The organism is Pseudarthrobacter sp. BRE9 (assembly GCF_031844305.1).
Lineage (GTDB): Bacteria > Actinomycetota > Actinomycetes > Actinomycetales > Micrococcaceae > Arthrobacter.
This window is the reverse complement of record NZ_JAUZUY010000001.1, coordinates 947,970-960,473: the sequence shown is the minus strand read 5'-3', so window position 1 is coordinate 960,473 and position 12,504 is coordinate 947,970. Positions and strand designations below refer to the sequence as shown.

The window sequence follows — 12,504 nt, the reverse complement described above, 5'->3', positions numbered from 1 at the left end:
TGCAACGATGGAGAACAGAAGGGAGCCCTGCCATGCTGTCCGGAACCTTCAGTGCGCGTGCCTACTCTTTTTTTGACACGCTCCTCTGGATAGCGGGTCTGAACCTGCTGTGGATTGTTTTTACCCTTTTGGGTCTTGGCGTCTTTGGCGCAGGGCCGGCCACCGCTGCCGCCCAGATTGCTGTGCGCAAGCGGGCCGCGGGTGACGCCGCTCCGCTGCTGCGCAGCTTCCCCGCCGCGTACTTCAGGAACTTCCTCAAGGCAAACATGCTTTCGCTGCCGGTCGTGGCCGTTGCCGCCGCACTTGTCCTGAACTGGAACTACTTCTCCCATGGCTCCGGGCTCTTCCCGCAGCTCATGGCTGCCGGCATCTTCCTGGCGGCGATCTTCCTGGCCGGCGCCGCCTGCTACCTCTTTCCCATGTACGCACGCTATGAGCTCCCCGTCCCGCAGTACCTGCCGATGTCCTCCCGGTTCGCGGTGCGGCACCTTGCGGGGACGGTGATCCTGCTCTTTGTCTCCGCGGCGGTGCTTTACGCCAGCAGCTGCCTGCCGGGCCTGATCCCGTTCTTCAGTATCGGAGCCTGGCTTTACCTCACCGGCTGGCTGTGCGACCGCTTCTTCACCGCCAATGACGAATCGGTCGCTGCGGCGGCGGAACCCGCCATGCACCCCGCCCTCCAGGGGGCTTCCACCGCCTGACTGCCGTCAGCGGGCATCCCGCCCCGAGTCCCGGTGGTTTGGCCCTGTCCAGTCACCTGAATGACCCGGGCGCCTGGCCGCCGTAGTAAATGAAACGTATCAATCCGTGGGCCGACCAGCCCCAAGTACCCCAACGAAGTGGAAATGGAAAAAATATGATCCGCAGGAAACTTTCCCTGGCCGCCGCCGTCGTCACCGCTACGGCCCTGACCCTCTCCGCCTGCAGCGGGGGCGGCACTCCCGCGGCGGACCTCACCTCCGTGTCCATCATGGCCCCGTTCCTTGAGGCGCAGCCGCCCGCGGCGGACGGCGCAGTCCAGAAGAAGCTGGAAGAGCTGACCGGCAAACAGGTCAAGATCAACTGGGCCCCCAACGCCTCCTACGAGGACAAGACCAACATCACCCTGGCGTCCTCGGACATTCCGCAGGTCATGGTGATCCAGGGGAAGACGCCCGGATTCGTGAAGAACGCCCAGGCCGGCGCGTTCTGGGACCTCACCGACAAGCTGGACAAGTACCCCAACCTCAAGACAACCTTCCCGGACATCCAGAAGAACGCCAGCGTCAACGGCAAGGTCTACGGCGTGTTCCGCGGCCGCGCCCCCATGCGGGCGGCCGTCATGTTCCGGCAGGACTGGCTGGACAAGCTGGGGCTGCAGGCGCCCAAGACCACCGAGGACCTGTACAAGGTGGCCAAGGCCTTCACGGAACAGGATCCGGACGGCAACGGCCAGAACGACACCTACGGCATCACCATCCCCAAGTGGGGTGCGCTGGGCACCAACAGCCCCTACGACCTGATCGAGGAGTGGTACGGCGCCGGGAACCGCTGGACGGAGCGGGACGGGAAACTCATCCCCAGCTTCGAAACTGACGAATTCCTCGAAGCGGACCGGTTCATCAAGAAGATGGTGGACGAAAAACTCATCAACCCGGACTTCGCCACCTTTGACAGCACCAAATGGAACGAGCCGTTCTTCAACGGCAAGGGCGGCATTATTGTCGACGTCGACTCCCGGGTGAGCGTCCTCATCACACTGTTCAAGCAGGCGGACCCCAACAACTTCCAGAACAAGGTGGGCTTCGTGGGTAACCTCAAAGGACCCGACGGCGAACTGCACGCGCACCCCACCGACGGCTACTCCGGGTTCCTGGCCATTCCCAAGGCCAGCGTCAAGAGCGAGGCCGAGCTGGACAAGGTCCTGGAATTCCTGAACACCATGAACAGCAAGGACGTGGCCGTCCTGCTGAACAACGGCATCGAGGGCGTGAACTTCAGGGTGGAGGACGGCAAGGCGGCCACCATCAAGCCGGAGACCCCGGAAGGCAAGGCCGTCACCACCGACATCAAGAGCTACGCCCAGCTGGGCATGAATGTTGCCGGAAACGAGTTCTACCCCGTCAAACAGGCCTCCGACTACGAGCAGCAGGTCTTCGACAAGCGAACCGAAGTGATGGCGGCGGACCTCAAGGGCGCCGTCTACAACCCGGCCGCACCCTACGTCTCTGAAACATACGTGGCCAAGGGCGCGCAGCTGGACAACATCGTGGCTGATGCCCGGATCAAATACCTGGCCGGCCAGATCGACGAGCAGGGCCTCAAGGACGCCATCAAGCTGTGGGGCACCAGCGGCGGCAACAAGGTCAAGGAAGAGATCAACAAGCTCTGGCAGGAAAACAAGTAAATGGCAGCCCCTGTCATTGACACCCTCGCCGGGGAGCGGGTGGGCAAGAACGCGCCCGCTCCCCGGACCGGGGGAAGGTTCTCCGTCCATTTCGCGCACTACAAGTGGCTGTACCTGCTGCTCCTGCCCGGCGTGGTGTATTTCGCGGTGTTCCGCTACGCCCCCATGTACGGGGTGTCCATCGCATTCAAGGATTACGTGCCGTTCCTTGGGGTGAACGGCAGCCCCTGGGTCGGATTCCGCAATTTCGAGGACTTCTTCGCCAACCCCGACTTTCCCCGGCTGCTGGGCAACACCCTGATTTTGGCCTTCCTGAACCTGGGTGTGGCTTTCCCGCTGACCATCGTCCTTGCGCTGCTGCTGAACGAGGTCCGGCTGTCCATCCTCAAGCGCACGGTCCAGACGCTGGTGTACATCCCGCACTTCCTGTCCTGGACCATCGTGGCCTCGCTGAGCTTCCTGCTGTTCGCCCTGGATATAGGCCCGCTGTTCCAGCTCCTGAACAACGCCATGGGCACCAACATCGATTTCCTGTCCGACCCCGCCTGGTTCCGGCCCCTGATCGTGCTGCAGGAAATCTGGAAGAACACCGGCTGGGGCACCATCATCTTCCTGGCCGCGCTGTCCACCGTGGACCAGGACCAGTATGAGGCGGCAATCATCGACGGCGCCGGCCGGTTCCGCCGGGTCTGGCATATCACCCTTCCCGCGATCCGGTCCACGATCATCGTCATGCTGATCCTTGCCATCGGGCAGATGCTCAACACGGGCTTCGAACAGATCTACCTGATGACCAACGCCCTGAACCGGGAAGTGGCGGACGTCTTTGACACCTACGTCTATTTCGTGGGCATCACCCAAGGCGCCTACAGCTACTCCACAGCGGTGGGCCTGTTCAAATCCCTGGTGGGCATCGTGCTGATCTTCGGCACCAACTGGCTGGCCAAGCGATTCAACCAGAGCGGACTGTTCTAATGAAGATTCACAACACCCGCGGCGGCCGGATCTTCGACGCCGTCAACTACGTCTTCCTGAGCCTGATCGGCATCATCACGCTGCTGCCGTTCGTTTACGTCTTCGCCGGGTCCTTCGCCACTGAAGCGGAGATTACCCGCCGGGCGTTCTTCGTCTGGCCGGAACAGTTCACCCTGGGCGCCTACGAATACATCTTCGCGACCCCGGCGTTCGTCCGCGCGCTGGTGACCACCATCCTGGTCACCGCGGTGGGCACCCTGGTCCAGCTGGCCTTCACCGTGACCATGGCCTACCCGCTGGCCAAGAAGACCCTGCGGGGCAGGAACGTCATCCTTTCCCTGGTGGTCTTCGCCATGGTGTTCTCCGGCGGCATGATCCCCACCTTCCTCCTGGTCAAGGACCTGGGCCTGCTCAACACCTACTGGGCGCTGATCCTGCCCGCGGCCATCAACCCGTTCAGCCTGATCATCATCAAGAACTTCTTCCAGGAACTCCCGCAGGAGCTGGAGGAATCGGCCAAGATGGACGGCGCCACCGAGATCGGGATCCTCTGGCGGATCCTGCTGCCGCTGTCCAAGCCTGTCCTGGCAACGTTCGCGCTGTTCTACGCCGTGGGCATCTGGAATGACTTCATGTCGCCCCTGCTCTACCTCAGCGACAACTCCAAATGGACCCTGCAGATGTACCTCCGCCAGGTCACCGCCGCCTCGGACCTGCTGGGCACCGGAAACGTCGACCCCAACTACATCCCGCCCGAACAGGGCATCAAGTTCGCCGTGATCGTGGTGGCCACCCTGCCCATCCTCATTTTCTATCCCTTCCTGCAGAAGCACTTCGCCAAAGGCATGCTCATCGGTTCCGTCAAGGGCTGAGTACCAGGAGAAAGGACACCATGAAGATCCTGCTGGCCGGAGACTCCACCGTGGCCAACTGCCCTCCGCAGGAGTTCCCCATGAGCGGTTGGGGCGCACACCTCGCACCGCTCACCAATGGGTGGGGCGCGGTGCACAACTTCGCCAAGGGCGGGGCGAGCACGGAATCCTTCCGCGATGAGGGGCTGTGGGCGGACCTGCTCGCCGAAGCAGGCGCCGGCGACCTGGTGCTGGTCCAGTTCGGCCACAACGACCAGAAGAAGCACCACCTCGCTGCCCGCACCGGGTACGCGGCGAACCTGCGCACCATGGTGGGGGAGGTGCAGGCTTCCGGCGCCGTGCCGGTACTCTGCACCTCTGTTGAGCGGCGGCACTTCCTGGACGGCAGGCACCCAAACAATGTCCCGGCGTCGGACGCTGTCCTTGAAGAGAGCCTGGAGGACTATCCGGAGGTGGTCCGCGAACTCGGCCAGGAGTTGGCCGTCTCCGTCGTGGACCTGAACGCCTGGACCCGGCGCCTGTACCTCCGGCTGGGGCCGGACAGATCCCGGGACCTCTTTTGCCACTTCGCGGCCGGGCAGCACGCCCATTGGCCCGATGGCCTGGCCGACGACACGCATTTTTCCCAGCACGGCGCCGCGTTGGTGGCGGGCGAAGTGGCCCGGCAGCTTGGCGCCCTGGGATACGGGCCGGCCGGCACCAGAGAACCCAGCACCAAAGAGTTAAGTACGACGGCGGGACGCGGCTAGGTGGGCGCCCCAGGCCTGGAGACGGGCGTCATCTACAGCAACGCGCTGGCAGGACCGGAAGACGTGGCCGGATGGGTGGCCGAAGGGCCGCTGAGGATGGGAAGCCACGAAGGAACCCTGGAACTGTCCGGCGCACTGGACGACCAGGAGTTCGGCGACCACGCCCATTGGACGTTCTGGTGCCCCCAGGAGTTCCCGGACGGCATCCGCATCAGCTGGGACTTCCTGCCGCTCGCGGAGCCCGGCCTGGCCATGCTGTTCTTTGCAGCCGCCGGACACCGCGGGCTGGACCTCTTCAGCCCCGCCCTCGCTCCACGGACAGGCTTCTATCCGCAGTACCACTCAGGCGACATCGACGCCCTGCACGTGTCCTATTTCCGGCACAAGTACCCATCCGAGCGCGCCTTCCGTACCTGCAACCTGCGCAAGAGCGCCGGCTTTGAACTGGTGGCACAGGGCGCGGACCCATTGCCGCCCACGGAGGACGCCGGCGGCTTCTACCGGCTGGAAGTGGTGAAGGACGGGCCGCGGGTGGCATTTTCCATCAACGGACTCCTCCTCTTTGAGTGGCAGGATGCCTCGGGCCACGTACTGGCCGGCGGCCGGATCGGCTTCCGCCAGATGGCCCCGCTCCGGGCTGCCTACCGGAACCTGGTGGTGGAGAAGCTATCAGCGAAGACGCAATGGCGGACGTGAGGGAGCGGCGTGCGCCTGCGCGGCCCCTTGGTGGGGCAAGATAGAGGGGTTCAGGAACTGCCCACTGGAGGGAGGCGGCGTCATGGAGCCCGTAACGGTCGACGGCGGCAAAGGCACGGTGGAGCTGGGGAGCGACGGCGTCATCCACCTCATTTGGGAGCCTCACGTCCGGATCGAAAAGGAGGACGCGCAGGCGGCGATGGCTGCGGTGAACCGGATCGCCGGGGACGGCAACTATCCGATGCTGGTGGACATGGCCACCACCGAGAATGTCAGCATCCAGGCCCGGTCAGTGTTCTCCATCCCGTGTGCGGCCAACCGCATTGCCCTGCTTGGAGCCAGCCCGGTGGACCGGATCCTCGCGAACTTCTTCCTGGGCGTCCATGTCCCGCCCTGCCCCACCCGCTTTTTCACCTCCAGGACCGAGTCCATGAAGTGGCTGCAGGAGTCCGGGAACTGACCCCGCCGACGGCCCGATCAGCCCGCGGCGGGCGTGGCCGTGCTCTGCCGGACCACCAGCTCCGGCGTGAACACCACTGACCGGTGGACGGGGTTCTGGGACTCCACTTCCTCCGACAGCAGTTCGATTGCCGTCCGGCCCAGCAGTTCGGTGGGCTGGCGGATGGAGGACAGCGGCACCACGGCGGACACCGCGAAATCGATGTCATCATAGCCAATCAGTGCCACATCCTCCGGAATCCGGAACGTGTGCGTCATGGTGAGCGACTGCATGACGCCCAGTGCCAAGAGGTCGTTGGCGCAAAAGATGCCGTCCGGCAGCTCCGCCCGGCCCCGCTTGACCAGCATGTCGCCCACGCTGCGGCCCGCCAGGACCGTCTGCCCCTCCGCGTCCAGCACCTCGAGCGCGGCGTCCGGCTCCTCCTCAACGGCACGCCGGGCCCCTTGAAGGCGGTCCGCCACCTGCCGGATGGAGGTGGGACCGCCCACAAAGGCGAGCCGACGGCGTCCGGTGTCCAGCAGGTGCCGGGCGGCCAGGTACCCGCCGGCGTCGTCGTCCACCGCAACTGAACTGAACTTAGCCTCGTCAGCCAGCCGGTCCACCAGCACCGTGGGCACGCCGCGCTCGCGGAGGAGGTCCAGCCGGTCCGCGATATCCCCCACGGGCGAGATCAGCAGGCCCTGGACGCGCTGCTCCTGGAAGAGGTCGATGTAGTTGGCCTCGCGGCTGGCGTTGTGGCCGCTGTCGCCCAGCAGGACGGCGCTTCCCTGCAATGCCGCGGCGTCCTCGGCGGCGCGGACCACGGAGGTGAAGAATGGGTTGCCGACATCCAGGACAATGAGCCCGATGGTGCGGCTGTGGCCCACGCGGAGTTGCCGGGCGGCGTCGTTGCGGACAAAGCCCAGTTCGTCGATGGCGCGCAGGACCCGTTCCTTGGTCCGCTCCGAGACCCGGTCCGGATAGTTCAGGACGTTGGATACAGTCCCCACGGCCACGCTTGCGTGGATGGCCACGTCCTTGATACTGGCTGTGCGGTTCATCGATTCTCCGTGCTGATACGCCCGCTGCGGCCGGTTCCGTGCGCGGGATCAAAAGTTTCTGTCATTGCTTGACACCTGCTCACGTCCAAGAGTACTTTGAATCGTACCAATGAAACGATTCAAAAGTTGTGAAGTTTGAAGGGGTTCCGATGAGGGTGTGTTTCCGTTCCTCCGTCCAGCCGGCGCTGATTGACGAGTACCGTCGCCGGCATGCCGCGGTGTGGCCGGAGATGCTGCACGCCCTGCAGGAAGCGGGATGGCACAACTACTCCCTCTTCCTGGCGGAGGACGGGCTCCTGGTGGGCTACGTGGAGTGCGACGACTTCGACGCCGTCCGTGCCCGCATGGCCCTAAAGGACGTCAATGCCCGCTGGCAGGCGGAGATGGCAACCCTTTTTGAAGATTCCGGCCAGGCGCCCGACGAAGGGTTCCAGGTGCTTGAGGAAGTCTTCAACCTCGACAGCCAGTTGGCCGCACAGTCGTCGGCAGGCTGACCGGCAGAAGCAGGCAGCCCTCGCCGAAACGGGTGGGCGCCACCAGCACGGCTCCAGCAGCGGGGCAAAACCACAACGCATCAGACAGACCCTCAAACACCGGAAAGAAACCACCATCATGAATGACGTAGCAACGGCGCTGGGCAGGCTCGGAGAGCTTGCCATCGAGGTCCCCTCGTGGGCCTATGGAAATTCAGGCACGCGGTTCAAGGTGTTCGGCACGCCCGGCACTCCGCGTACCGTGCAGGAGAAGCTGGCGGACGCCGCCAAGGTCCATGAGCTGACCGGCCTGGCCCCCACCGTGGCCCTGCACATCCCGTGGGACAAGGTGGACGACTACGCCGCCCTGAAGGAGTACGCGGCCGGCCTGGGCGTGGGCCTGGGCACCATCAACTCCAACACCTTCCAGGATGACGAGTACAAGTTCGGTTCGCTGACCTCGTCCAACGAGTCCGTACGCCGCCGGGCGGTAGACCACCACCTGGACTGCATCGAGATCATGCACGCCACGGGCTCGAAGGACCTGAAGATCTGGCTGGCCGACGGCACCAACTACCCCGGCCAGGACGACATCCGGGGACGCCAGGACCGGCTGGCCGAATCCCTGCAGGAGATCTACGCGGCCCTGGGTGACGAGCAGCGCCTGGTGCTTGAGTACAAGTTCTTCGAGCCGGCTTTCTACCACACCGATGTTCCGGACTGGGGCACCTCCTACGCCCAGACCCTGGCCCTGGGGGAGAAGGCGTTTGTCTGCCTGGACACCGGCCACCACGCGCCGGGCACCAACATCGAGTTCATCGTGATGCAGCTGCTGCGCCTGGGCAAGCTGGGTTCCTTCGACTTCAACTCGCGCTTCTACGCCGACGACGACCTCATTGTGGGTGCGGCCGATCCGTTCCAGCTCTTCCGCATCATGCACGAGGTCATCCGCGGCGGCGGCTTCGGCAAGGACTCGGGCGTTGCCCTGATGCTGGACCAGTGCCACAACCTGGAGGAGAAGATTCCGGGCCAGATCCGCTCGGTCCTGAATGTCCAGGAAATGACCGCCCGGGCCCTGATGGTGGACACCGCAGCCCTGGCCGAAGCGCAGCGCGCCGGTGATGTCCTGGCTGCCAACGGCATCTTCAACGATGCCTTCTACACCGACGTCCGGCCCGTCCTGGCCGAGTGGCGTGAATCCCGCGGGCTGCCCGCGGACCCGCTGGCTGCGTTCAAGGCCAGCGGTTACCAGAAGAAGATCAACGAGGACCGCGTAGGCGGCCAGCAAGCCGGATGGGGCGCCTAACCAGCTATGAGCACCAATAAGACTGTTGAAGACCTGATTTCCCGTTCCAACCGCCTGGGTGCGGACAAGCGGAACACCAACTTTGCCGGCGGCAACACCTCCGCCAAGGGCACCGAGAAGGACCCGGTCACGGGCGAGGACGTCCAGCTCCTGTGGGTGAAGGGCTCCGGCGGGGACCTCGGCACCTTGAGGGCCGAAAACCTTGCGGTGCTGCGTCTGGACCGTTTGAACGCGCTGAAGAACGTCTACCCGGGTCTTGAACGTGAAGACGAGATGGTGGCCGCGTTTGATTACTGCCTGCACGGCAAGGGCGGCGCGGCTCCCTCGATCGATACGGCCATGCACGGCCTGGTGGACGCCGCCCACGTGGACCACCTGCACCCGGACTCCGGCATCGCCATTGCCACTGCGGTGGACGGCGAGGCGCTGACCACCAAGATCTTCGGCAACAAGGTGGTCTGGGTGCCCTGGCGCCGGCCCGGGTTCCAGCTGGGCCTGGACATCGCCGCGATCAAGGAAACCAACCCGCAGGCCATCGGCACCATCCTGGGCGGACACGGCATCACAGCCTGGGGCGCCACCAGCGAAGAGGCGGAACAGAACTCCCTGTGGATCATCGAGCAGGCCGAGAAATACATCAAGGACAACGGCAAAGCCGAGCCGTTCGGGCCCAAGCTGCCCGGTTATGGTGCGCTGCCGGAGGCTGAGCGCCGCGCCAAGGCCGCAGCCCTGGCACCCGTGATCCGCGGCCTGGCCTCCACGGACAAGCCGCAGCTGGGGCACTTCAGCGATGACGCCGTCGTCCTGGACTTCCTCGAAGCAGCTGAGCACCCACGCCTGGGTGCCCTGGGCACCTCCTGCCCGGACCACTTCCTGCGCACCAAGGTCAAGCCGCTGATCCTGGACCTGCCTGCCGACGCCTCGGTCGAGGACTCCATCGCCCGGCTGCACGAACTGCACGCGGACTACCGCGAGGACTACCAGGCCTACTACGACCGCCACGCGGTCCCCAGCCGCTCCCTAACCTCGCAAGCTCGGCCAGGGGACCCTGCGGCCGTGGGCCCAGCCAGCCCCGCCATGCGCGGTGCGGACCCGGCCATTGTGCTGGTTCCCGGCGTGGGCATGTTCTCCTTCGGCGCCAACAAGCAGACCGCCCGCGTTGCCGGCGAGTTTTACATCAACGCCATCAACGTGATGCGCGGCGCCGAGGCGATCTCCACTTACGCCCCGATCGAGGAATCCGAGAAGTTCCGGATCGAGTACTGGGCGCTGGAGGAAGCCAAGCTGGCACGGATGCCCAAGCCGAAGTCGCACGCCACCCGCATCGCGCTGGTGACTGGTGCAGCCTCGGGCATCGGCAAGGCCATCGCCACCCGCCTCGCCGCGGAAGGGGCCTGCGTGGTGATCGCCGACCTGAACCTGGAGAACGCCGAGAAGGTGGCCGAAGAGCTCGGCGGCCCGGACGTTGCCATCGGCGTCCAGGCCGACGTCACGGATGAGGCCCAGGTCGCAGCCGCGATCGACGCCGCTGTCCTGGCATTCGGCGGCGTGGACCTGGTGGTCAACAACGCCGGCCTGTCCATCTCCAAGCCGCTACTGGAAACCACCGAGAAGGACTGGGACCTGCAGCACAACGTCATGGCCAAGGGATCGTTCCTGGTGGCCAAGGCCGCGGCGAAGGTCATGATCGCGCAGGGCCTTGGCGGAGATATCGTCTACATCTCCTCCAAGAATTCCGTGTTCGCCGGCCCCAACAACATCGCCTACTCGGCTACGAAGGCGGACCAGGCCCACCAGGTGCGCCTGCTTGCCGCCGAACTGGGGGAGTACGGCATCCGCGTCAACGGCATCAACCCCGACGGCGTGGTCCGCGGCTCCGGCATCTTCGCCGGCGGCTGGGGCGCCAAGCGCGCCGCCGTGTACGGCGTGGACGAGGAAAAACTGGGCGAGTACTACGCCCAGCGCACCCTGCTCAAACGCGAAGTCCTGCCCGAGCACGTGGCCAACGCCGCCGCCGTCCTCACCAGCAACGAGCTGTCCCACACCACCGGCCTGCACATCCCCGTGGACGCCGGAGTGGCCGCAGCCTTCCTGCGATGAGCACCGGCGTTTTTGCCGCCGTCGACATCGGGGCCTCCTCCGGGCGGGTGATGGTGGGCCGCGTTACCGCTGCGGGGGTAACGCTGGAGACAGTCCACCGCTTCCCCAACGGTGTGGTGGAGCTCGACGGCGGCCTCCGCTGGGACTTCGACGCCCTGTTCGCGGAGGTTCTTGAAGGCCTGCGGGCCGCGGCCACGGTGGCAGCCGTTCAGGGCGAAGCGATCGCCAGCATCGGCATCGACACTTGGGCCGTGGACTATGGCCTGGTGGACGCCTCGGGGAGGCTGGTGGCACAGCCGTTCAGCTATCGCGATGACCGCAGCAGGGCTGCGGTGGCGCCTGTCCACGCCAAACTGGACCCGGCACGCCTGTACCAGACCACGGGGCTGCAGTTCCTCCAGTTCAACACCCTCTACCAGCTGGCGACCGAGCGTAACCTGGACGGGCTGAAGGCGCTGCTCATCCCTGACCTGATCGCGTTCCTGCTGACCGGAGTGCGGCGGACCGAGGCCACCAACGCCTCCACCACAGGCCTGTTCGACGCCCTTGCGGGGGAGTGGGCTACCGAATTCTTTACCGCCCTGGGCCTGCGGAAGGACCTGTTCCCGCCGCTGATCCAGCCCGGGGAAGCCTATGGAAACCTCCTGCCGGAGATCGCCGCAACCGTGGGCCTGCCCCGCGAAACCACGGTGGTGGCGGTGGGTTCGCACGACACTGCCTCCGCCGTCGTGGCCGTTCCTGCCCGGAATGACGCTTTTGCCTACATCTCCTCCGGTACCTGGTCCCTGGTGGGGCTGGAACTGCAGCATCCAGTCCTGACGGAGGCCGGCAGGGAAGCCAACTTCACCAATGAACGGGGCGTGGACGGCACCATCCGCTACCTGCGCAACGTGGGCGGACTCTGGCTCCTGAGCGAATGCCAGCGGACCTGGGCCGGCGAGGGTTTCCAGCCCGACCTGACCGCGCTGCTCGCGGCCGCGGCAGCATTGCCTGCCGGCGGTCCGCAGGTCAACGCCGACGATTCCTACTTCATTGCCCCGGGCAATATGCCGGAGCGCATCCGGGCGGCGGTCAGGCGTACCGGTGAGGTCCTGCCCAATGATCCCGCAGCCATTACCCGCTGCATCATGGACAGCCTCGCCGCTGCGTATGCCAGGACCATCACGGCCGCAGAGCGCCTGGCCGGCCGGAAGGTGGATGTGGTGCACGTCGTGGGCGGCGGCTCGCAGAACACGCTGCTCTGCCAGCTCACCGCCAATGCCACCGGGCGTCCTGTCGTCGCCGGCCCCGTCGAGGCCACGGCCCTGGGTAACGTGCTCATCCAGGCCCGCGCCGCCGGGGCTGCCACCGGCGGGCTCCCGGACCTGCGCGGAATCATCGCCGCCGGCACCAGCCTTCGCCGATACCAACCCCTGAACCTGACCCTGAACGCCGCCAGGAATTGAAC

General features: G+C 65.4%; 12 protein-coding genes. 11 read left to right on the top strand and 1 reads right to left on the bottom strand.

The annotated features are described in order from the left end of the window. Positions 1 to 32 precede the first annotated feature (32 nt). The 7 genes from Q9R31_RS04535 (at position 33) to Q9R31_RS04505 (ending at position 6,138) form a co-directional block, all read left to right on the top strand. Positions 33 to 701 (top strand): DUF624 domain-containing protein, encoded by a 669-nt coding sequence (locus Q9R31_RS04535; protein ID WP_311261526.1) that lies wholly within the window; start codon positions 33 to 35, stop codon positions 699 to 701. A 155-nt stretch (positions 702 to 856) separates the two neighbouring features. Continuing rightward, a complete protein-coding gene (locus Q9R31_RS04530; RefSeq protein WP_311261525.1) occupies positions 857 to 2,386 on the top strand; it encodes an extracellular solute-binding protein in 1,530 nt (509 codons plus the stop codon). Beyond that, positions 2,387 to 3,361 carry an ABC transporter permease subunit gene (locus Q9R31_RS04525; protein WP_311261524.1) on the top strand — a complete coding sequence of 325 codons (975 nt, stop codon included), beginning with the start codon at positions 2,387 to 2,389 and terminating at the stop codon, positions 3,359 to 3,361. Next, complete coding sequence (locus Q9R31_RS04520; protein ID WP_311261523.1) at positions 3,361 to 4,233, top strand: carbohydrate ABC transporter permease; 873 nt, start codon at positions 3,361 to 3,363, stop codon at positions 4,231 to 4,233. The genes Q9R31_RS04525 and Q9R31_RS04520 overlap by 1 nt, the downstream gene beginning before the upstream one ends. Positions 4,234 to 4,253: 20 nt before the next feature. Next, positions 4,254 to 4,982 carry a rhamnogalacturonan acetylesterase gene (locus Q9R31_RS04515; RefSeq protein ID WP_311261522.1) on the top strand — a complete coding sequence of 243 codons (729 nt, stop codon included), beginning with the start codon at positions 4,254 to 4,256 and terminating at the stop codon, positions 4,980 to 4,982. Next, complete coding sequence (locus Q9R31_RS04510; protein ID WP_311261521.1) at positions 4,983 to 5,678, top strand: DUF1961 family protein; 696 nt, start codon at positions 4,983 to 4,985, stop codon at positions 5,676 to 5,678. Positions 5,679 to 5,760: 82 nt separating this feature from the next. After that, positions 5,761 to 6,138, top strand: a complete 378-nt coding sequence (locus tag Q9R31_RS04505; RefSeq protein WP_311261520.1) for an STAS/SEC14 domain-containing protein — start codon at positions 5,761 to 5,763, stop codon at positions 6,136 to 6,138. 17 nt (positions 6,139 to 6,155) lie between these two features. Here Q9R31_RS04505 and Q9R31_RS04500 read toward each other — a convergent pair whose 3' ends face one another. Next, on the bottom strand, positions 6,156 to 7,178 hold the full coding sequence (locus tag Q9R31_RS04500; RefSeq protein ID WP_311261519.1) for a LacI family DNA-binding transcriptional regulator: 1,023 nt from the start codon (positions 7,176 to 7,178) through the stop codon (positions 6,156 to 6,158). Positions 7,179 to 7,327: 149 nt separating this feature from the next. On the opposite strand from Q9R31_RS04500, the gene Q9R31_RS04495 reads away from it, so the two are divergent. The 4 genes from Q9R31_RS04495 to Q9R31_RS04480 all read left to right on the top strand — a co-directional run bounded on the left by Q9R31_RS04495 (position 7,328) and on the right by Q9R31_RS04480 (position 12,502). Continuing rightward, positions 7,328 to 7,672, top strand: coding sequence for an L-rhamnose mutarotase (locus Q9R31_RS04495; protein ID WP_311261518.1), 345 nt, complete (start codon positions 7,328 to 7,330; stop codon positions 7,670 to 7,672). Positions 7,673 to 7,790: 118 nt separating this feature from the next. Beyond that, positions 7,791 to 8,957 carry an L-rhamnose isomerase gene (gene rhaI / locus Q9R31_RS04490; RefSeq protein WP_311261517.1) on the top strand — a complete coding sequence of 389 codons (1,167 nt, stop codon included), beginning with the start codon at positions 7,791 to 7,793 and terminating at the stop codon, positions 8,955 to 8,957. A gap of 6 nt (positions 8,958 to 8,963) precedes the next feature. Further along, positions 8,964 to 11,057, top strand: coding sequence for a bifunctional aldolase/short-chain dehydrogenase (locus Q9R31_RS04485; RefSeq protein ID WP_311261516.1), 2,094 nt, complete (start codon positions 8,964 to 8,966; stop codon positions 11,055 to 11,057). Then, positions 11,054 to 12,502 carry a rhamnulokinase family protein gene (locus Q9R31_RS04480; RefSeq protein ID WP_311261515.1) on the top strand — a complete coding sequence of 483 codons (1,449 nt, stop codon included), beginning with the start codon at positions 11,054 to 11,056 and terminating at the stop codon, positions 12,500 to 12,502. The genes Q9R31_RS04485 and Q9R31_RS04480 overlap by 4 nt, the downstream gene beginning before the upstream one ends. Positions 12,503 to 12,504: the final 2 nt, after the last annotated feature.

Coding starts and splice junctions, on each gene's coding strand:
- Q9R31_RS04525 (WP_311261524.1), top strand. CDS start 2,387: ATGGCAGCCCCTGTCATTGACACCCTCGCCGGGGAGCGGGTGGGCAAG.
- Q9R31_RS04500 (WP_311261519.1), bottom strand. CDS start 7,178: ATGAACCGCACAGCCAGTATCAAGGACGTGGCCATCCACGCAAGCGTG.
- Q9R31_RS04495 (WP_311261518.1), top strand. CDS start 7,328: ATGAGGGTGTGTTTCCGTTCCTCCGTCCAGCCGGCGCTGATTGACGAG.
- Q9R31_RS04515 (WP_311261522.1), top strand. CDS start 4,254: ATGAAGATCCTGCTGGCCGGAGACTCCACCGTGGCCAACTGCCCTCCG.
- Q9R31_RS04485 (WP_311261516.1), top strand. CDS start 8,964: ATGAGCACCAATAAGACTGTTGAAGACCTGATTTCCCGTTCCAACCGC.
- Q9R31_RS04520 (WP_311261523.1), top strand. CDS start 3,361: ATGAAGATTCACAACACCCGCGGCGGCCGGATCTTCGACGCCGTCAAC.
- Q9R31_RS04505 (WP_311261520.1), top strand. CDS start 5,761: ATGGAGCCCGTAACGGTCGACGGCGGCAAAGGCACGGTGGAGCTGGGG.
- Q9R31_RS04530 (WP_311261525.1), top strand. CDS start 857: ATGATCCGCAGGAAACTTTCCCTGGCCGCCGCCGTCGTCACCGCTACG.
- Q9R31_RS04480 (WP_311261515.1), top strand. CDS start 11,054: ATGAGCACCGGCGTTTTTGCCGCCGTCGACATCGGGGCCTCCTCCGGG.
- Q9R31_RS04535 (WP_311261526.1), top strand. CDS start 33: ATGCTGTCCGGAACCTTCAGTGCGCGTGCCTACTCTTTTTTTGACACG.
- rhaI (WP_311261517.1), top strand. CDS start 7,791: ATGAATGACGTAGCAACGGCGCTGGGCAGGCTCGGAGAGCTTGCCATC.